Origin of the sequence: Helicobacter sp. MIT 11-5569 (genome assembly GCF_000765695.2) — a bacterium.
Classification (GTDB): Bacteria; Campylobacterota; Campylobacteria; order Campylobacterales; family Helicobacteraceae; genus Helicobacter_D.
The window spans coordinates 362,699-384,028 of the sequence record NZ_JRPB02000001.1; the positions used below are offsets into that span (position 1 = coordinate 362,699).

Here is a 21,330-nt window from a genome sequence, read left to right on the forward strand (position 1 = left end):
ATGCCACATTTTAAAACTTCTAAATTAAATCTTCCAAATCTCCCCTACACTAGCATACATAGTGCTGGAGAGTTTAATTTTTTGGAACTCTTTACTTCTTTAAGGCACCCAAATTTATCCCTACTGCATGTCCATTTTATTCCAAACAACAACACGCAACCCAAAGAATTTTTCTTAGAGATTAAACAAACTCCAAAAGAAAGTCTTGTGCGCTTTGATAAACATTCACGTATTGCACCAATAGAAATCATTAAAAACGCACTTGAGATTCTTATGCAAATGCAAGATTCCATTATCACACACAACTTAAACCGCAACACCATAACCCCAGAATACAAACTCCCTTTTATTAAAGATATTAATGATTTTTTAGACTTTAAAGAACTATTTAAAAAAATATGCACAAAATCTAAACGCAACTTTGAAGAAATTTGGCTAGAAATTGGCTTTGGAAGCGGAAGACATTTGCTACATAACGCAAAAGAGAATCCTAATATCTTACATTTAGGGCTTGAAATCCACCACCCTTCTTTAGAACAAGTCGCGCGGCAAATAGGAATCCAAGCATTAGATAATATTTTAATCCTTGCCTTTGATGCGCGTATTTTTTTGGAATTGCTCCCCTCTAATGTATTGGATAAAATTTTTGTGCATTTTCCCGTCCCTTGGGATAAAAAACCTCATCGCAGAATCTTTAGCCACGCATTTTTAACCCAAAGCGCAAGAGTATTAAAACAAAATGGGCATTTACAGCTACGCACCGATAGTTTAGAATATTTCACTTTTGTAAAAGATTTGATGAAAGATTTTACAGAATCTTTTAAAGTAGAATCGCAAAAAAATCTACAAGAGGAAATTATTAGCAAATATGAAGCGCGGTGGCTAAGACACCAAAAAGATATTTACAACTTAGAATGTTTTGCCCTACAAACTTCAAAAGAGCGCGCATTAGATTTTGGTTTTGATTTTGAAACTTCCTTAAAGCCAAAAGATTTTATATCTAAAAAATTTGTTAAAGAAGATTATTTTTTAAATCTTGAAGAAATTTTCTTAAGCAATAACAATAGCTTAATCAAAATTGCTTTTGGAGATTTTAATTATCCAGAAACGCGCTATGTGATACAAGATTCTAAACTACATTATTTTAAAAGCAATCCTTTGCCCTCTAAAATTAACCACAAAGCGCATAATCTCTTAAGTGCTTGTATCTCTAGTCACTTTAAGGAATCATAATGGATCCTATCATTCATGCAAGCAATATTAATCTAGGCTACAAAAATGATATTATTATTAAAAATGCAAGCTTTAATATCTATCCTAAAGAATTTGTATTTGTAAGCGGACAAAGTGGAAGTGGCAAAAGCACATTATTGCGCTCAATGTATGGTGATTTACCTTTAAAAAGCGGTTCTTTAGAAGTTTGCGGCGTAGAAATGTTTAAAGCAAACAAAAAAAATATTGAAATTTTACGCCGACATTTAGGGATAATCTTTCAAGATTATAAACTCATTAAAGATTTCAATGTCGAAAAAAATGTTATGCTCCCTATGATGATTGGGGGTTTTACTAAGGAATCCTCTCAAGCACAAACCGATAGACTTCTCGCACATATTAAGCTCTCTCATAAAGGTAGCAAATATCCCTTAGAATTAAGCGGAGGAGAACAGCAACGTGTCGCAATGGCGCGCGCTTTAGCACATAATCCTCTTTTGATTTTAGCTGATGAGCCAACAGGAAACTTAGATGATTACTCTTCTGAAGTGATATGGAATCTTTTAAGAGGCGTTAATACGCAGCTTGGCATTACTGTTGTTGTTGTTACACACAGGATTCCAGAAGCACTAGGAGTGCATTATAGGCATTTCCATATTGAAGAGGGGGTAATTTATGAACTCTCTTAAAAATCATTTAAGTTTAATTATTCCATTAGTTGCGCTACTTTTTGCGCTTGAGAGCATTTTATTAGTTAATCGCACGCTTAGTGATTATGAAAGCAAACTCGGGAAAAATTACGCAATCATTCTAGCAAGCAAAAAAGAGTTATCTCTAGAATCTTTACGCAATAAAATCACAGAAGCGGAATCTTTAAATCCAATTGATGCGCAAATCATCTTAGACCGCCTAAAAAATAATATTAGTCAAGCCAATCTTATTTTACTTAAAAAATCTCTTCCCAACTTTTATTCTCTAACCTTAAACCAATACCCAAGTGATGCGCGTTTGATTGCTATCCAAAAAGCATTAGAAAGCTTTGATGAAATCGTGCGCATTGAAACCTTTACCAAAAGCCATAATCAAATTTATCAACTTCTTTTAATTATTAATGGTAGTATTATGATTTTTTCAAGTCTTATTGCATTAATCAGCCTACTTTTAATGTTTAAACAAATTGAAATTTGGAAATTCCAACATATTGAAAGAATGGAAATTATGACCCTCTTTGGCGCGCCCTTGTGGATGCGCTCGCAAGTGTTGTTTCGCTTAGCTTGTATTGATACAATCCTTGCGACCTTAATCGTTGCTGGGGGGTTATTTTATATTTCACAAAATCCGTCCTTGCTTATATTTTTTCAAGAACTCGGATTAAATCCAGAGATTTTCTCCCCGATTTTAGATTCCATTGTGCTTTTACTCACAGGGCTTACACTCTCTTTGATTGCTGTATGGATTGTAAGCTTACAGCAAAAAGACTAAAGGGGATTTATGCGCATTTGGCTAATGATTTTTATAGTTGCTAGCATACTTTTAGGAGCAGACCAAAAAGATATTAATAAAGAAATTAGCCAAAATAAAACAAAACTTGAGAACAAAAAGAAAAGAACAGAACAAATTAATGCTAAACTCCAAGAACTAGGAGATGCTATTAATAAACAAGAAAAAGAAAGCAAAGATTTAGAACAAATTATTATTTTAAGCGAACAAAATATAGCCAAAAACCAAAAAGAATATAAAGATAAACAAGCTATGATAAAGAATCTAACAAATAATCAAGATTCTTTATTCCAAATACGCAAAAAAATTGAACTTGAAATGATTGATTTAATCTTAAAAGATATTTCTTTTGTTATTTTACTCAATGACTTTCAACCAGAATCTATTCAAGATTTAATCACAGAAGAAAGCTTTAAAACACTAAGCGAGACTACAAAAACACATCTTAAAGAATTAAGCACAAAACAAAGTGAAGCAATCGCAACTCTACATAGTCTCCAAACTCAAATTGCACAGCTAAAAAGCTTTATTGATGCAGAAAATAAAAAACGCAAACAACTCAAAGAATTACAAAACAAACAAAATACTCTTATTGCAAACTATCAAAAAGAAATCACAAAATACAATAATGAACTTCAAAAAATCGCTAAAGAGCGCGATACTGTGCAAGATATTTTAGTCAATCTCAATATCCTAAAAAGCCAAGAAGAAGAAAAACGCAAAAAACGTGAAGCATTAGCCAAAGAAGAAGCTAAACGTAAAGAAGAAGAAAAACTTGCAGCAAAAAATAATACACAAAACACTGCCCCAAAAAGCGAAGTAAAATCCGCCACAAAACCTTCTACTAAAGAGCCAATCAAAGCTTCTGATGGATTTGATGTCCGCCAAATTGCAAGTTCTTATCACGATATTAGCACCACAAAATACAAAGGCTCAAAAACAATTGCTCCGCTTGATAATTTCTCGATTGAAAAACGTTTTGGACCTTATTTTGACCCTGTCTATAAAATAAAAGTTTTTAACGAATCCGTAACACTAGCCCCAAAAGGTGATGACAAAGTCAAAAGTGTGCTTGATGGCAAAGTTGTTTTTGCTAAAGATACACCGATTTTAAAACGTGTTGTGATTATTGAACATAAAGATAATATGCACACAATTTATGCGCAACTTGACAAAATCGCCCCAACGATAAAACCCGGACGCGCAGTAAAAAAGGGCTATACAATAGGACGTGTAGATAATGCGCTAAAATTTGAAGTAACGCTAAAAGATAAACATATTGACCCTCTTGAATTAATTAGCGCAAAAAATATTTAATTTTTTTACAAAAATTCTATTTTAGCTATTAGTTTTTAAATAAAATATCCGATATACTATGTAATTATTGCATTTATTGCATTTATTGCATTTATTGCATTTATTGCATTTATTGCATTTATTGCATTTATTGCATTTATTGCATTTATTGCATTTATTGCATTAATGTAATAATTTTGTAATCATATCCATTCACAAGGAGGGTAAAAAATGAATATTGATGGAATTGGAATGAATATTGCTAGCACACAAAATAGCGTTTCTTACTCGCAACAGCAACAAGCAAGTAGTGGAAACGGGGCACAGGTGGCACAAGCACCTACAACAACACAAGAGATCCAAAATGAAATAGATCAATTAAGTGAAGGGCAAAAAATTCAAGAGCAAAAGGAAAAGCTAAATGAGTTAGCACAACAATTAAATAGAGAGTTGAATCCTCTAAATACAAATGTTACATTTAGCTTCAACGAAGATATTGAAGGATTATATATAACAGTGAGTGAGCGTGATACTAATCGCGTTATCCGCAAGATTCCAAGCGATGAAGCAATGGAATTGATGAAGAAAATGAAAGAAGTCGTTGGAACTATTTTCAACGAGCAAGCATAAATTTTATAAGGAGATTATCATGGCTTTAGGATCTATGGCTGTTTTAGGAATCGGAAGTAACTTAAGTTGGGATTATATTAACCAAATGAAAGACCAAGAAGTTAAATGGAGAGTTGATCCTATTACTAAGAAGATAGAGCAAAATTTAGAAAAACAAAAAGAGCTTACTTCTCTAACAACAATGATGACTACTCTTAATAGCAGCTTTAAGAAACTTTCTGACTTTAGCACTTATCAACAACGTAAAACCACTGTAGAAGGAAGTGGAGTTAAAGCAACTGCAGGAGAAGGATTAGCAATCCAAGATATTAAAATTAATGTTAATCAACTTGCCCAAAATGATGTGAATCAAGTAGGAATGCAATTTGCATCAAGAGATAGTATTTTTACAAACAAAAACACAACTATCGACTTCTACCATAATGGCACAAGTTATAGCATTGATGTTAAAGCTGGTTCTACGCTTGCAGAAGTTTCTCAAAGTATTACCGATGCAACAGACGGTGCTGTTATGGGGATTATAATGAAAACAGGTGGTGATAATCCTTATCGCCTTATGATTCAAAGTAAAGAATCCGGAAAAGATAATAAAATCTATTTTGGAACAACCCTACAAAGTGCTGCAATGCCCGGTGGTCATATTAAAAGCGGAACACTTGATATTGAAATTGGTGGTAAAAAAATTACTTTGGATATGGCTACAGATGTCCAAAGCAAGCTTGGAAATACCGCAGAAGATAATGCAAAAGCTGTCTTAGAAGCAATTAATAAAAAAATAGAAAATGATTCTAGTCTAAAAGACTTAAAGGATAAAATAGATAGTGGCGAAATTACTATTGGCTTAAACAGCACAGGAAAAGGGCTTATCTTTAATGACTCCAAAGGTGGCGCGATTAATATCACAACAACTGATATTAAAATGCAAGGTGCAGCAGGAACAAGTGAAATAGATACAGATTTAGGCTTTGTCAATAAAAGTGCTGGAAAAAAAGATTTAATCACAGGCAACAAAAGCATTGCTGGTGGTCAGCTAAATGGGACAATTTCAATTAATGGAGAAAAAATTGATTTAAGCACTTTTAGTGAAACCTTAGGTAAAGACAATGCAGAAAAAATTGCAGAAGCTATCAATCAAAATGCCAACTTAAGCGGAAAAGTTACAGCTAGCGTAAAAGATGGTAAGCTAGTTTTAAATAGCAATGATGGCAACAATATTATAATCAGTGCAGAAGGTAACAATGATGCAGAAAAAGCAAAAGTTTTGGAAGCCATAGGATTACAGGCTGGAACTTTTGCCTCTTCTCAAAGCTTTATGCAAGAGATGGATATCACAAATATCCAAAAAGCACAAAATGCAGAATTTACCTATAATGGGATTAAAGTTGAGCGCAGTAAAAATGAGATTAATGATGTTGTCTCTGGTCTATCTTTGGAACTCACAGCAATCACTGAAGCAAACAAAGAAGTTACCGTGCGCGTTTCGCGTAATGATGAAGGAATCTCTGAAGCATTAGAAGACTTCGTTAAAAATTATAATGAAGTCTATAACAAAATTCAAGAACTTGTGAAATATGATGAAACAACAAAAGTTGCAGGGGTGTTTAATGGAAACAGCGAAATGCGCAGTATTATACGCCAACTCAATTCTATCATCAACTCCAATGATGTCAATGGTAACAACTTGTTAAAATTCGGAATCAGTATAAGTATGAGCACAGATGAAAATGGCAAAATTACTAGCAATGGAACACTTAAATTTGATAAAGAAAAATTTGAGAAAGTCTATAAAGAAGACCCAGAAGCTGCAATTTCTTTCTTTAGGAGCACAACTAGCACAGTAAATGGAAACACCAAAGAAGTCGATGGAGTCTTTACAAGATTGCGCAACACAATGGATGGTTTAATCACAGGAGACAAAGCAACGCTTAACGCGCTAGAACAAAGCCTAAAAAATGAACATAACACGTTAAGCAAAGATAAAACTTCTACACAAGAAAGCATTGATACGCGTTATGAAACTTTGGCTTCTAAATGGTCAGCATACGACCAATTAATTGCCAAATCACAACAACAAGCTAATGTTGTTCAGCAAATGATTCAACAATCTATGAACTCATAAAGGTTTAAAATGAAAGGAAATTTAGCTTATAACTCATATCAACAAAATTCTGTAGCTGTGGAGTCTTCTGCAAGACTAGTAGAAATGCTTTATGAAGGGATTTTACGTTTTGCTTCAATGGCAAAACGCAGTATTGACTCACAAGATATTGAGAAAAAAATTTACTACATTAATCGCACTACAGATATTTTTGTAGAGCTTTTAAGCTCATTAGATTATGAGAAAGGTGGGCAAGTAGCACATTATCTAACTGGGCTTTACACACACCAAATAAAGCTTTTAACACAGGCAAATATGGAAAACAACAAAGAAAAAATTGATATTGTTATCAAAGTAACAAAAGGCTTATTAGAAGCTTGGAAAGAGGTAAATCATGAATTGGCTTAATGAATTAAAAATAGCATATTTAAATAAAAACGATAACAAAATGGGTGAGTTGCTAGATAATTTACCAACTCTCAAAACACGTGATGAAATGTTTGAAGCTTTAGCAATTATGGAGCAAATCACAGAATACGCTAAAGAACAAAAAGAAAAACTAGGTGTTGAAATGCGCAAACTCAAACAAACTAGAAATTTTCTTCCCAAAGAAGAAAAAGTTTCTCAACTTAATTTATCTTTTTAAAGTTTTGAGCTAAAATTTCTCTTTTTTATGGAGAAATTTCTATGCAATGGAAACCAATTGATATTGAAGATAAAGAGTTGCTAACTAGCTTCTTTGCTTCACACTCTATTTTAGTTTCAGATTTAACTTTTACAAATCTCTACCTTTGGCACTATGCAAGACATATTAGTTATATAATTCTTAATGAATGCCTTGTGATTAAAACACAATATCCAGATGAAAATCCCTTTATTTTTTATCCTATTCACAAAAACAATGATTTAAATGCCAAAAAACAAACCATTTTGCAGATTATGGAATCTTGCAAAGGCAAAGGCTTAAGATTTTCAATCCACTCCTTAAGTGAAGTTGATAAAGAAGAGCTAGAAAAGCTTATGCCAGATACATTTGATTTTATTTATAGAGAAGATCGCAGTGATTATATTTATTCTATCCCAGAACTTATCGAGCTAAAAGGAAAAAAATATCATAAGAAAAAAACACACCTCAATCGCTTTGTAGAACGCTATGCTTTTACTTATGAGGCTCTTGATAGCCAAAATATCAATGAACTCATTAACACTTATCAAGCTTGGTTTGGAAAAATTAATGATGTTGCAAGTGATGGATTGCGCAATGAATATGTAGGAATTATAGAATCCCTAAGAGCATTTAACAATCTTGATTTTCAAGGTGGAATCTTACGTGTAGATGGACAAATTATCGCCTTTAGTTTTGGAGAACCACTCAATAAAGACACAGTTGTTATTCATATAGAAAAAGCTGATATTGAATTTCAAGGGGCTTATCAAGCAATCAACAGAGAGTTTTTAGCAAATGCTTGGAGTGATTATAAGCTTGTTAATCGAGAAGAAGACTTAGGAATTGAAGGCTTAAGAAAAGCAAAACAATCCTATCAACCCCTTTATTTACAGCAAAAATTTGACGCTGTTTTAAAAAATATTTAGAATCTGAAAAACTTTAACAACCACTAATGGAATCCAAAGAGTTAAACTCCTTAGCTTCCCAAAACTTAATCGACCTTATCCTCTTTAACTGCTACAAAAATCATAGCATGCAAAGACCTCCTTGTATATTCTGTATATACGCTTTGTTGTGGATTACAAATATCACTACAAATAAGATAGTGTTTTTGTCCAATTTTCATAATTTGATTCATTTTTTTAAGATTTTTAAAATCAATAATTTCATTTTGTGAAAACTCTTCAAAATCAAAATCAGGTTTAGTTGTAGCCAAAACATTTTTATAATCGTTAAAAACAATACTAAAAATCTCACTATTTTCAGAAATAATTGTAGATTCGTTAGGTAATACTTGATTTAAAAAATCTTGAATTTTTTCAAAATCAAGCACAAACACAAGCCCACCTAGCAAATGATGCGCAGAATCTTTAAGATACATATACATTAATATCGTTGGCTTGTCGCCGTATAAAAAAGTTGGCTCAAAATTAGAAACAATAACATCACTTCCAGCTACTCCAGAAAAATTAATTTTCTTTTTATTGAGTGTATTGTCATCTAACCCATTTTGTAAAATTGTCCCATCTTTGTCAAAAAATGCTACATTATAAAAATACTCAAAATCTTGTTCTAAAGAAGCTAAATGTGCCTTAACTTCAGAATCTACAGCTGCTTCTTGCCCAATTTTGCCAAGGTATTCTATGAACTCTAAATTATTACAAACTTGATTGACATCTTCAATTGCCTTTGCAAATAATTTATCAGTTGCTAAAACAAGATATTTAGAATAATATTCTACAATATTAAACAATGCGCCATAGATGCCCTTTTGTAGTTCTTCTGTTGATTGAATACATAGCGTATTCATCTCTTCACTTAAAATTCTAATGTTATTAAGAATCGGATTTAACGCATAAGAGTGGCTTTTTGAAGCGATAATTTCTCCATTAATTACTACATCACCAAGTTCTTCATTAATATTTTCACCTTCTGCAATTACACGCTCAAGATCTTCAGCAACAAGCAAAGAATTTTCCAAAAGTTCATCGCTAATCTCTCTATTAATTTGACGCTTCGCATCAAACGCAACATATAAAGGCACGATTCTACAAATACTACAATTCTTAATTACACTCTCTAAATGGTCTAGCCCACTCACTCTTCCAAATGCTACCATACAAGTTTTTGCACGATTCTCCAAAAAAGTATATTCTTGATACTTATTAAATGCTAAAACCTGTCCAACAGGAAATGTTTTTGCATTATCAGAAAACGCAACACGTTCTTTGTCATCTGTTACAAGCAAATTCCCTTGAGGCAAGCGGTAAGGAAAATACCCTAAAATCTCTTTAACTTTTTCTTGAATATTAACAACAAACACTGCAATCACACTTGGAGCCATTTCCTTGTTTGTGCGTAATGGAATCGTAAAAAATAATTCCAACTTTTCATCTGCAACATCTTCTCTAACATAATAAAAATCAACTTTTTGGCAATATTCCATATAAGATTTTTCTTTACCACCATCTAATACATTTTGGAGCTTTGTTTTTGTATTGCTTTCTTGATCTCCTACAAATTTTATACGCCCTAATTGTGCTCCATCATTTGCAAAACAAAAAATATCTTTATAAGAATTTTGAGAGTTTTTGCCAAAATTTTGTAAAATCTGAATCATCGCATCAAAGGATGCTTTTGACGCTTCTTTCTCTGTCGCACTTATATAATCAACCGCAAAACTATGTAACGCATTATTCCTAGAAAGCTCCAAGATACTTTCATGACACCCCCTAACAAACATTCCTAGCATATCACCAATTACTTTTGCTGAAGTTTGCGCCTCTTCATATGCGTTATAAAAATTTTGCTCCATAATTGTTTGGATTAATTCGTCTTGAAGATTCTCAAATTTTTCTTGAGTTTTCTCCATATAATCAAACAAATTTTCAGCAATATCAAGAGAACTGATTTTTCCTGTTAAAGTTGTTTTGCTCAACAAAGTATTTAATGATGAGAATTGGGACTGATAGCGTTGCACCATCGGAACATAGTTGCTTAGGATATTGACGACTGATTGCTCCATTGAATTATCCTTGTTTGTTAATAAAATTTTACAATTATAGCAATATAATCTGAAATAATGCCAATTTTACCTAATATCAAATCCTAGATTTGTAAAAAATTGATAAATAAAGCTAAAAATGATTCTTAAAAAAACAGAATCTTAAGGTAGAATTTTATACAAAAGCTGAAAAACTTCGGGGAAAAAACCCGAAGTTATACAGAATCTTAAAGTTCTGGTTTTGGTGTTTTTTCAGTAGAAACTGGAAGTTGAGGATAAATAATTTGTGGTTTCTCACCTGTTAGAGAATTCAGGAAAGTTGCAATTTGTTGTGCTTCTTTGTTAGAAATCTCAATACCTAATTGTATGCTTCCCATCTCTTTGATTGCTTCTGTTAAGCTCCAAACCGCTCCATTATGGAAATATGGTGCAGTTTCAGCAACATTACGCAATGTTGGTGTTTTTACCATTCCATTTGCATCACCTTTGAAATCCCCAAGATTTGCAAATTTATATTTACCTGCTACTTCAAAAGCTTGCATTGATCCACCAAGATTTGGTCCTGTATGGCAAGCTGTGCAACCTTTGTCGATGAAAACTTGTAAGCCTTTTTTCTCATCATTTGTTAAAGCTTTTTCATCTCCCTTTAAAAATGCATCATAACGTGAAGGAGTAATCAAAGTGCGCTCAAAAGTTGCAATTGCATCAGCAATATTATCAAATGTTACTCCTTTTCTGCCATAGATTTTTTCAAATTCTGCCTTATACTCTGGTAGAGATGAGATTTTCTCTACTGCAAGTTTTGCAGGAGTAGCCATTTCTGGTTCTGCTTCAATAGGTCCTTTAGCTTGGTCAGCTAATGTTCCAGAGCGTCCATCCCAAAACTGCGCAGAGTTAAGAACAGAGTTATACACAGTAGGAGAATTAAGATGATGAGGATTTGCTGTCCATTTATGTCCAACAGCTGCAGAGATTCCATCTGCTCCACCCATACCTAAATTATGACAGGTATTACAAGAAATTAAACCACTTTTTGATAGGCGTGGCTCAAAATACAATTTTTTACCAAGTTCTGCTTTTTCTTCAGAAAAAGGCGTAAATTTTAGATTCATCTCTTTAAAGATTGCCTCAACTTCACTTTGATTACTAGGCAATGGAACAAGTCCATTATCTTTTGCGCTTTGAAGCAAATTAGAATCTGCTGCATTTAACGTCAATGCAGAAACAACAACAAGCGTAGATAACGACATAATAAATCGCTTCACGAAAACTCCTTAATACACAAAATTGATTATTAAATAATCGCGAGTGATTCTAGCAATATTCAATTTGAAAAAGCATTAAAAAAGATGATTTTATTGTTTATAAAATTAAAGAAAAAATAAATTTAACCAAGATGAGAGATTTTGTAACATAGCCTAAAGAAATATCCTTTAGGCTAAATATTACTATAAAGTATAATCTTGTAAAAGATTAAAATTTAAGTAGCGATAGATTTGTGATTCTTTTCCTTCAATTTTTCTAGGAATCAAATCCAAATATTCTTGTTTTGTTGGAATTTTACCAAGCAATGCACAAACTGCCGCTAACTCTGCGCTACCCAAATAAACTTGCGCACCTTTTCCCATACGATTATCAAAATTACGTGTAGAAGTTGAGAACACAACCGCATTATCCCTAACGCGTGCTTGATTTCCCATACATAAACTACAACCCGGAATCTCTATTCTAGCTCCAGCTGCTCCAAAGAGTGAATAATATCCCTCATCTGTAAGTTGTTTTGCATCCATTTTTGTAGGTGGCGCAACCCAAAGTGTTGTTGGAACCATTCCCTCTCCGCGCAAAACTTCACCAAGCGCACGATAATGCCCGATATTTGTCATACAGCTTCCCACAAAAACTTCATCAACTTTATGTGGGCGTTTGGAGCTACTTAAAATTTCACTAAGCGTTGCAACATCATCAGGGTCATTTGGACAAGCCAAAATCGGTTCTGTTACTTCATTAAGATTAATTTCAATCACAGCTGCATATTCTGCATTAGAATCTGCTTTTAATAGCACAGGATTATCAATCCATTCTTGCATTTTTTGCGCTCTTCTTTGGAGAGTTTTTGCATCTTGATAACCCGCTTCAATCATCGCATTGATTAATGTGATATTAGATTTGAGATATTCAATAATTGGTTCTTTGTTTAATGCCACACTACATGCTGCTGCACTGCGTTCAGCACTCGCATCGCTAAGCTCAAATGCTTGCTCTACTTTTAAATCTGGCAAACCTTCAATCTCTAAGATTCTACCGCTGAAAATATTTTTCTTTCCTTTTTTCTCAACTGTTAGCAAACCTTGCTTAATAGCATAATAAGGAATCGCATTGACTAAATCACGCAAAGTAATTCCCGGCTGTAATTTTCCACTAAAGCGCACAAGCACAGATTCTGGCATATCTAATGGCATAGAGCCTGTAACCGCCGCAAAAGCAACTAATCCACTTCCTGCTGGGAAGCTAATTCCAATAGGGAATCGCGTATGAGAATCCCCACCTGTTCCAACTGTATCTGGCAATACCATACGATTTAGCCAAGAGTGGATAACACCATCACCCGGACGCAAAGCAACACCTCCGCGACTACTCATAAATTGTGGCAATGTTGCATGCAACTTCACATCAGCAGGTTTTGGATAAGCAGCAGTATGGCAGAAACTTTGCAATACAAAATCTGCACTAAAGCCTAAAGAAGCAAGTTCTTTAACTTCATCTCTAGTCATTGCACCTGTAGTATCTTGACTTCCAACTGTGCTAACGCGTGGCTCACAATATGTTCCGGGTAAAACTCCCTCTACTCCACAAGCACGTCCTACCATTTTTTGCGCCAAACTAAAGCCTTTTGCACTAGAAGTTGGCTGTGCAGGTTTTGCAAAGATTTTCTCTTCTGGCATTCCTAAAGCTTCTCTAGCTTTTGCTGTTAGCCCGCGTCCAATAATTAAATTGATACGCCCGCCTGCACGAATTTCATCTGCAAGTGTTGTTGGTTTTAAATCAAACTTTGATACCACTGCGCCATTTTTATGAATCTCTCCTTTAAAAGGATAAATTTCAATAACATCTCCTTCATTTAATTCTGTAACAGGAGCAATAATTGGCAAACACCCACTATCTTCGCAAGTGTTAAAGAAAATTGGAGCAATCACGCTTCCAATGACTAATCCACCAGCCTTTTTATTTGGGATAAATGGAATCTCACGCCCCATATGCCATACAAGCGAGTTACAAGCAGACTTTCTTGAGCTTCCAGTCCCCACAACATCACCCACATACACAAGTGGATAACCTTTTTCTTTTAGTTTTTCGATTCTACCAAAAGCATTTTCAGTTCTAGCCTTCAACATTGCTTGTGCGTGAAGAGGAATATCGCTTCTCGTAAAAGCATCTCCTGCTGGGCTTAAATCATCAGTATTTGTTTCTCCATCAATCTTAAAAACAACTGCTGTAATTTTTTCTTCTAATGCAGGCTTACTTAAAAACCATTCTGCATTCGCCCAAGATTCCAACACTTCTTTTGCATAAGTGTTACTTTTAGAGATTTCTACAACTTCATTAAAAGCATCATAAACAAGTAATGTATGTTTTAAAGCCTCCGCAGCAGCTTTTGCTAACTCTGCATTGCTAGATTTCAGTGCTTTAATAAGAGGATTAATATTATATCCCCCAAGCATTGTTCCAAGTAACTTCACCGCTTCAATGCTAGAGATTCCATTAATCTTTTCTCTACCTTCTACAATAGAATCTAAGAATTCTGCTTTAACTTTCGCAGCTTCATCAACTCCGGGGCTAACACGATTTGATAACAATTCTATCAATTCCTCTGAACGTTCCCCTTTTTTTAATAGCTCAATCATTTCAAGCACTTGCTCTTTTGTTAGTGGCAAAGGTGGAATATTTTGCTTTGCGCGCTCTTTTACTTGCTTATCATATTCTTCAAAGAAATTCATTAGCCTATCTCCTTTAATTTTGGGTTTATTTCAACCTAACAATAATACAAGAATTTCTATCCATTTGCGCAAATTTAGATAAATATTTTTTAATCTTTTTTAAAAAGCTGTGTAAAATTGTATTTTTTCTCAACTTTTCAAAATACCTTAAAATTTTTAAATTTATTTTAAGTTATAATATTTTAAAAAGATTGCTTTATCACTTCAAGAAAAAGGAATATTCTATGAAAATTATCCATTCCATCACAGAGGCAATCGGAAATACACCACTTTTAAAGCTCGAAAAATTATCCAAAGAATGCGGGGCAAACATTTATGCAAAATGTGAATTTTTTAATCCTACAAGCTCTGTAAAAGACAGAATCGCACTTGGTATGATTGAAGATGCTCTGCAAAGTGGAACAATCAATCAAAATACAATTTTAATTGAGCCTACAAGTGGAAATACAGGAATTGGTCTTGCCGCAGTCTGTGCCGCAAAAGGCATAAAGCTTATTCTTACAATGCCAGAATCTATGAGTATTGAGCGCAGACGACTTATGGCTGCACTTGGTGCAGAACTTGTTTTAACTCCAAAAGAACAAGGAATGAAGGGTGCAGTAAATCGTGCCACAGAATTACAAGCAAGCACACCAAATTCTATTATCTTGCAACAATTTCAAAATGCTTCAAACCCTAAAGCGCACAGAGAGCACACTGCGCTTGAAATTTTAGATGCGCTAGAAAATAAAGTTGATATTTTTATCTCTGCAGTTGGAACAGGCGGAACTTTAAGCGGTGTAGGTTCTGTTTTAAAACAACGCAATCCCAATGCTCAAGTCATTGCCGTAGAACCAATAAATTCTGCTGTATTAAGCGGTGAAGCACCAGGACCACATAAGATTCAAGGAATCGGGGCAGGATTTATTCCAGATACATTAGATAGAAATTTAATTGATGCAATCTTAAAAGTTGATGTAGAATGGGCTTATAAAGAATCACGCGAAATTGCAAAAAATGAAGGTGTTTTAGTTGGAATCTCAAGCGGAGCAAATCTTTGGGCAGCACGCGAAATTGCAAAAAGTAATCCGGGTAAAAATATCGTTACGATTCTCTGCGATACAGGAGAACGCTACCTAAGCACAGAACTTTATGCAGAGTAATAAGGTAACATTATCACTTACAAATCTAATGAACACTTTGTATAATTATGTTGCCCATTTGAAAAATATCACTAAGATAAAGAATCTGAAAAATAGCCAAGCTTAAATTAGCTTTGGCTTGGTTCTTGATTTTACCTCCCCCCTTTTTTAAAAAAATTAATATTCTCCCTTCTTATACTTCTAAAGTTTTATTAATACTATTTAATAATCAAAGTAGATTCCATTTTTTTATTTTTGAAACTTTATTTTAACCTTTTAAAGAATTTTATAAAAAGAAAAGCTAGAATTTATTTTTATTTTGCTACCTTACCACCCTATATAATCTAAAAATTATAAGACCAAACCTTACTCAAGATAAGGAAAAAGGAGCTTTTATGCGAAGCAAATGGGTAGAATCCCGAAAAAATGATACGATAAAAACGCAATTGCATTATGCAAAAAAAGGTATTATTACCGAAGAAATGCAATATGTTGCTAATTTAGAACATCTAAATGCTGAAGTTGTGCGCAAAGAAATTGCAAAAGGACGCTTAATTTTACCTGCAAATGTCAATCACACAAACTTAGAACCAATGGGAATTGGAATCGCAACACGCACAAAAATTAATTCAAACATTGGAAGCTCTGCGCTTGCAAGCTCAATTGATGAAGAAGTGCAAAAAACTCTTATTTCTATTAAATATGGCGCAGATACAATTATGGATTTAAGCACAGGTGGGGATTTGGATTCCATTAGAGAAGCAGTGATTAAACATTCTAGTGTGCCTATTGGAACAGTGCCTATTTATCAGATTTTGCATGATGTTAAAAATGATATTAACGCATTAACGATTGATAAAATGCTAGAAGTTATGGAGCGTCAAGCAAAACAAGGTGTCAGCTATTTTACGATTCATTGTGGGTTTTTGCTAGAGCATATGCCGCGTCTTGCAAAACGCAAAATGGGAATTGTTAGTCGTGGTGGAAGCTTAATGGCTTCATGGATGATGCACTATCACAAGCAGAATCCTTTTTATGAAGCTTTCGATGATATTTTGGCAATTTGTCAAAAATATGATGTATCTTTAAGTCTTGGAGATTCCTTGCGTCCAGGTTGTTTAGCGGATTCTAGCGATGAAGCACAACTTGGAGAACTTAAAGTCTTAGGAGAGCTCACTCTTAGAGCATGGGAAAAAGATGTGCAAGTTATGATTGAAGGACCCGGTCATGTGCCGATGAATGAGATTGAACGCAATGTAGAATTACAAAAAGAGCTTTGCCATGAAGCACCTTTTTATGTGCTAGGACCACTTGTTACAGATATTGCAGCAGGATATGATCATATTGCTTCAGCTATGGGCGCGGCTATTGCTGCATGGAAAGGCGTTGCAATGCTTTGTTATGTTACACCAAAAGAACATTTAGGCTTGCCAAATGCAAAAGATGTGCGCGAGGGAATTATCGCTTATAAAATTGCTGCGCATGCCGCAGATATTGCAAGAGGAAGAACAAAAGTAAGACTTAGAGATGATGCAATGAGTAATGCGCGCTATAATTTTGACTGGAATAAGCAATTTGAACTTGCATTAGATCCTGATAGAGCGCGTGAATACCATGACGAAAGCCTGCCGCAAGAGGTTTTTAAAGACGCGAAATTCTGCTCAATGTGCGGACCAAAATTTTGTAGTTACAAAATTTCACAAGAAATTGTCGAACAGCACAGTTAATTATTAAAGGAATATTATGAATCAAGAACAACTAATCCAACTTTTAAAAGAAGTGATTTATCCAAATTTTGAAAAAGACATTGTAACCTTTGGCTTTGTCAAAGAAACACTTACACAAGGAGATTCTGTAGCAATCCGCGTAGAGATTCCTTCCGCTTCGCCTGAAGTTGCAGAAAAATTGCGTGAAAACATCACACAAAAATTAAATGCACAAGGAATCTCAAAAATCAATCTTGATATTAAGCAACCAAAACCACAAGCGCAAACACAAAAACCACAAGGCACAAAAAATCTTGCTCCACAAATTAAAAATTTTGTAATGGTAAGCAGCGGTAAAGGTGGTGTTGGAAAATCTACAACAAGCGTTAATCTTGCAATTGCTTTGGCACAGCAAGGCAAAAAAGTTGCATTGTTAGATGCTGATATTTATGGTCCAAATGTGCCTAGAATGTTAGGTTTAGAAAAAGACAAACCAGAAGTTGATCAAAAACTCAAAAAACTAATTCCATTGCAGGCTTATGGAATCGAAATGATTTCTATGGGTGTTTTATATGATGAAGGACAAAGTCTTATTTGGCGCGGTCCGATGATTATCCGCGCAATTGAGCAAATGCTAAGTGATGTTATATGGGGGGATTTAGATGTAATGGTTATTGATATGCCACCGGGAACTGGAGATGCACAACTAACGCTAGCACAAAGTGTTCCTGTAACAGCAGGTATTGCTGTATCTACTCCGCAAAAAGTCGCTCTTGATGATGGTGCAAGAGCTTTAGATATGTTTGCAAAACTTAAAATTCCTGTGGCAGGAATTATTGAAAATATGAGTGGATTTATCTGTCCAAATTGTGGTGAAGAATATGATATTTTTGGCAAAGGCACAACAGAGCAAGTCGCCAAAGATTTTAACACAAAAACACTTGCACAGATTCCTATTGAACCTATTGTGCGTGAGGGAGGAGATAGCGGAAAGCCAATTGTTTATTTCAAACCAGAATCTAAATCTGCAAAAGAGTATCTTAAAGCTGCAAAAGAATTATGGGATTTTATAGAAGAAGTCAATACTAAAAAACTCGCAGATAATAGCGCGATTCAACCCGTAGATACAGGAAAATCTGCTTGTTCTTCTTAAGGTTTTGCCTTTAAAAATAAATATTCTAAGCTAGGATTCCAAAAATTGGAATCCTAATGTAATTAGAGCCTTGATTCGTAGCGTCTAAGCATATATAAGCGTTTAAGCATTTTCTTGCGTGCGCTAATTTTTTGCTTTTTACGCTTTTCAGTTTTTGGTTCAAAAAATCTTCTTGCGCGACTTTCAGTTACAACAAGGTTTCTATCTGCTTGTTTTTTAAACTTTCTATACGCATCATCAAAAGATTCGTTTTCCCTAACTTTAATTCCTGGCATCTAAATCACCACCTTTTTAAAAAATATTGCTAAAAAGCACGCAATTCTAACATAAAAATGCACTAAAATGTAAAAAAATCACATTACAGGAATATAAATTTAATTTTTTTTGCTATTTTTTACTTTCAAAGTGCTAGTATTGCAAAATTATAGAATCTTTCAAGGAGTACTTATGGAGCAAGCAATAAAAATGCGTCAATACTTCAAAAAACGCTATGTAATGTATTTTATTACAACAATCTTAGTCTTTTCAATTCCCTTCATACAAATTAATGGCAATCAAATTTTTCTTCTTTCTTTTGACCACAAACAATTGCATTTACTAGGAGTTGCTTTTGATATGCAAGAGCTCTATTTAATGCCATTTTTGCTAATTTTAATGTTTTTATCCATCTTTTTTCTCACCACACTTGCAGGGCGTGTTTGGTGCGGGTGGGCTTGTCCGCAGACAATATTCCGCGTTTTGTATAGGGACTTACTAGAAACAAAAATTCTACACCTAAGAAAACGCATAGAAAATCGCCAATTAGAACCTGATATGAGTATAGGTAGCAATAAGGTTAAAAAAATGATTGCGATTCTTGTTTGGGCATTTTTGGCACTTGTGGCTGCTTCAAATTTTATGTGGTATTTCGTGCCGCCTACGGATTTCTTTACTTATATCCAAAACCCGCTAGAGCATAAATATTTATTCATTTTTTTACTTGGAATCACACTTTTTTTAATTGCTGATGTCGTCTTTATCAAAGAAAATTTCTGTATTTATATGTGTCCTTATAGTCGTGTGCAAAGTGTTTTATATGACAATGATACGATTATGACAGTGTATGATTATAAGCGCGGTGGAGCTGTGTTTGACCCAAAAGGAATCAAACTTTGGAAAAAGCCAGAAACTCCAAATGCAGAATGCACCGGCTGTGAAGCTTGTGTGAAAATTTGTCCTACACATATTGATATTAGAAAAGGTATGCAGCTAGAATGTATAAATTGCCTTGAATGTTCAGATGCTTGCACGCGTGTAATGGGAAAACTTGGCAAAGAAACACTAATTTCTTGGACAAGCCCACAAAGTATCGAAGAGAGAAAAAATGTGCGCTATATGCGCTTTAAAACAATCGCTTATGTTGTTGCGCTTACGATTGTCTTTGTGGGACTTTTGGCAATGAGCTCCACAAAAGAAAGTATGCTACTAAATATTAATCGTGGGGAACTCTCAATTCGTGATAATCATATTGTAGAAAACTCTTATATCTTCTTATTCCAAAATACAAGCAAAGAAGATTATGAGTTTTACTTCGCTATTGAAAACAATGACGCAATTAAAATTAAAAGACCAAGCAAGCCGTTTTTGATTAAAGCAGGAGAAAAACAAAAACAACCTGTTACACTCTATACTGATAAGGATCTTTCTGAAGATTCCCAGATAAATACACATATTCCGCTACAAATCAAAGCTTACGCGCTTGATAGCAAAACGCCAATTGAAGTGCATCGCAAAAGTGTATTTATCTATCCACCTAGCAAAGAAATCAAATAATTTAAGAATTGCAAAGCTAAAAACTTTGCGATTCTAATTTTCAAGGACAATTATGCAAATGCGCAGTAGTGGAATCTACTTCTTTCTTATAGCTTTTACGCTTACTTTTTTAGCACTTTTTAAGCTCTATATGCCTTTTTTGATGAATCTTTTGATTGCATTTTTACTTTTTATTGCGACACAAAATATTTACTGCGCACTTTTAAAACGCTTTAAATCTCCATTACTCGTTTCTACTTTAATGCTTATATTTTTAATAACACTCTGTTTTGTGCCAATTTTTTATATTTTATTAAGCCTTGCAAATATGGCGACAAATTTAGATTTAGGAAATTTTCAAAATTTTCTACTTGATATCCAAACGCGCTTAACACTCTTTAGTAAAGACTTGCTCTCTTATTTACCAGCAACTATTCAAAACGAAGCTAACGCATTGCTTGAGCAATTCCATGCAATAAAATGGGGAGATGTTGTAAAACAAGGAATAAATCTTATCGCTAAAGCTTCTAAAAATAGTTTTTATTTTGTCAGTGATACACTATTTATTTTAGTATTTTTATTCTTTTTTTATTACTATGGAAATGCTTTAGGACATTATTTTTTAGAGCTTATTCCCTTTGACCACGCACAAACACAATCTTTATATAATGAAGTCAGTGCGGTAATTAGCGTTGTTTTTTATTCTTCTATCTTTTCAATGTTTTTGCAAGGAGCTTTATTTGGAATCTTAATGTTATTTTATGGATATAACGCATATCTATTAGCAGTTCTTTACGGGTTTGCTTCACTTGTGCCTGTTGTTGGAGGCACACTTGTATGGCTTCCTATTGCTGGATATGAACTTTATTTAGGTAATTACGCAAATGCAATTATTATTGCACTCTACTCTATTATCATTATTGCAACTTTAGCTGATAATGGCGTTAAGCCTTTCATTATTACTTTTATTAACCATGTTCTGATTAAAACTCCTATTCAAATCAATGAAATGCTCATTTTCTTTGCAATCATTGCTGGACTAACGAGCTTTGGTTTTTGGGGAATCGTATTAGGACCAGCAATCACTGCACTTTTTATTGCATTGCTTAGAATCTACAAAACACTTGTGCAACCCCATAAAACTAAATAAATATTGA

General features: G+C 34.0%; 18 protein-coding genes. 14 read left to right on the forward strand and 4 right to left on the reverse strand.

The window, feature by feature from the left end; translation table 11 throughout:
- From trmB to LS70_RS01840, 9 genes are all read left to right on the forward strand, one after another.
- Positions 1 to 1,233, forward strand: a complete 1,233-nt coding sequence (gene trmB / locus LS70_RS01800) for a tRNA (guanosine(46)-N7)-methyltransferase TrmB (RefSeq protein WP_034288582.1) — start codon at positions 1 to 3, stop codon at positions 1,231 to 1,233.
- Positions 1,233 to 1,901 (forward strand): cell division ATP-binding protein FtsE, encoded by a 669-nt coding sequence (locus LS70_RS01805; RefSeq protein ID WP_034288579.1) that lies wholly within the window; start codon positions 1,233 to 1,235, stop codon positions 1,899 to 1,901. The genes trmB and LS70_RS01805 overlap by 1 nt, the downstream gene beginning before the upstream one ends.
- Positions 1,888 to 2,694, forward strand: a complete 807-nt coding sequence (locus LS70_RS01810) for an FtsX-like permease family protein (RefSeq protein ID WP_034288576.1) — start codon at positions 1,888 to 1,890, stop codon at positions 2,692 to 2,694. Before LS70_RS01805 ends, LS70_RS01810 begins: the two co-directional genes overlap by 14 nt.
- Positions 2,695 to 2,703: 9 nt before the next feature.
- Positions 2,704 to 4,029: a murein hydrolase activator EnvC family protein gene (locus tag LS70_RS01815; RefSeq protein ID WP_034288573.1), complete on the forward strand. Its 1,326-nt coding sequence runs from the start codon at positions 2,704 to 2,706 to the stop codon at positions 4,027 to 4,029.
- 210 nt (positions 4,030 to 4,239) lie between these two features.
- On the forward strand, positions 4,240 to 4,638 hold the full coding sequence (locus tag LS70_RS01820; RefSeq protein WP_034288570.1) for a FlaG family protein: 399 nt from the start codon (positions 4,240 to 4,242) through the stop codon (positions 4,636 to 4,638).
- Between the two features lie 19 nt (positions 4,639 to 4,657).
- Entirely contained in the window at positions 4,658 to 6,757 is a 2,100-nt protein-coding gene (fliD, locus tag LS70_RS01825) for a flagellar filament capping protein FliD (protein WP_034288567.1), read from the forward strand.
- Positions 6,758 to 6,766: 9 nt separating this feature from the next.
- Positions 6,767 to 7,144, forward strand: coding sequence for a flagellar export chaperone FliS (gene fliS, locus LS70_RS01830; RefSeq protein WP_034288564.1), 378 nt, complete (start codon positions 6,767 to 6,769; stop codon positions 7,142 to 7,144).
- Positions 7,131 to 7,382 carry a hypothetical protein gene (locus LS70_RS01835; protein ID WP_034288561.1) on the forward strand — a complete coding sequence of 84 codons (252 nt, stop codon included), beginning with the start codon at positions 7,131 to 7,133 and terminating at the stop codon, positions 7,380 to 7,382. The genes fliS and LS70_RS01835 overlap by 14 nt, the downstream gene beginning before the upstream one ends.
- Positions 7,383 to 7,423: 41 nt before the next feature.
- Positions 7,424 to 8,329 (forward strand): DUF2156 domain-containing protein, encoded by a 906-nt coding sequence (locus tag LS70_RS01840; protein WP_034288558.1) that lies wholly within the window; start codon positions 7,424 to 7,426, stop codon positions 8,327 to 8,329.
- 65 nt (positions 8,330 to 8,394) lie between these two features.
- Here LS70_RS01840 and LS70_RS01845 read toward each other — a convergent pair whose 3' ends face one another.
- The 3 genes from LS70_RS01845 to acnB all read right to left on the reverse strand — a co-directional run bounded on the left by LS70_RS01845 (position 8,395) and on the right by acnB (position 14,402).
- Entirely contained in the window at positions 8,395 to 10,428 is a 2,034-nt protein-coding gene (locus tag LS70_RS01845; protein ID WP_034288555.1) for a cache domain-containing protein, read from the reverse strand.
- Positions 10,429 to 10,634: 206 nt separating this feature from the next.
- Complete coding sequence (locus LS70_RS01850; protein WP_034289283.1) at positions 10,635 to 11,657, reverse strand: cytochrome-c peroxidase; 1,023 nt, start codon at positions 11,655 to 11,657, stop codon at positions 10,635 to 10,637.
- A gap of 198 nt (positions 11,658 to 11,855) precedes the next feature.
- Positions 11,856 to 14,402, reverse strand: a complete 2,547-nt coding sequence (gene acnB / locus LS70_RS01855; protein ID WP_034288552.1) for a bifunctional aconitate hydratase 2/2-methylisocitrate dehydratase — start codon at positions 14,400 to 14,402, stop codon at positions 11,856 to 11,858.
- Positions 14,403 to 14,626: 224 nt separating this feature from the next.
- Here acnB and cysK point away from each other — a divergent pair, with 224 nt between their 5' ends.
- From cysK to LS70_RS01870, 3 genes are all read left to right on the forward strand, one after another.
- Positions 14,627 to 15,544, forward strand: coding sequence for a cysteine synthase A (cysK, locus tag LS70_RS01860; RefSeq protein WP_034288549.1), 918 nt, complete (start codon positions 14,627 to 14,629; stop codon positions 15,542 to 15,544).
- A gap of 332 nt (positions 15,545 to 15,876) precedes the next feature.
- Positions 15,877 to 17,250 carry a phosphomethylpyrimidine synthase ThiC gene (thiC, locus tag LS70_RS01865; RefSeq protein ID WP_268902937.1) on the forward strand — a complete coding sequence of 458 codons (1,374 nt, stop codon included), beginning with the start codon at positions 15,877 to 15,879 and terminating at the stop codon, positions 17,248 to 17,250.
- Positions 17,251 to 17,266: 16 nt separating this feature from the next.
- The gene (locus LS70_RS01870; RefSeq protein ID WP_034288542.1) at positions 17,267 to 18,382 is read left to right on the forward strand and encodes an Mrp/NBP35 family ATP-binding protein; all 1,116 of its coding nucleotides are present in this window, start codon (positions 17,267 to 17,269) and stop codon (positions 18,380 to 18,382) included.
- A 62-nt stretch (positions 18,383 to 18,444) separates the two neighbouring features.
- Here the strand turns inward: LS70_RS01870 and rpsU are convergent, their stop codons facing one another.
- On the reverse strand, positions 18,445 to 18,657 hold the full coding sequence (gene rpsU, locus LS70_RS01875; protein ID WP_006803152.1) for a 30S ribosomal protein S21: 213 nt from the start codon (positions 18,655 to 18,657) through the stop codon (positions 18,445 to 18,447).
- A gap of 172 nt (positions 18,658 to 18,829) precedes the next feature.
- Between rpsU and ccoG the strand changes: the two genes are divergently transcribed.
- Both ccoG and LS70_RS01885 read left to right on the forward strand, forming a co-directional pair.
- Entirely contained in the window at positions 18,830 to 20,194 is a 1,365-nt protein-coding gene (gene ccoG, locus LS70_RS01880; RefSeq protein ID WP_138109298.1) for a cytochrome c oxidase accessory protein CcoG, read from the forward strand.
- Positions 20,195 to 20,246: 52 nt separating this feature from the next.
- Positions 20,247 to 21,323 carry an AI-2E family transporter gene (locus tag LS70_RS01885; protein ID WP_236096406.1) on the forward strand — a complete coding sequence of 359 codons (1,077 nt, stop codon included), beginning with the start codon at positions 20,247 to 20,249 and terminating at the stop codon, positions 21,321 to 21,323.
- Positions 21,324 to 21,330 lie beyond the last annotated feature (7 nt).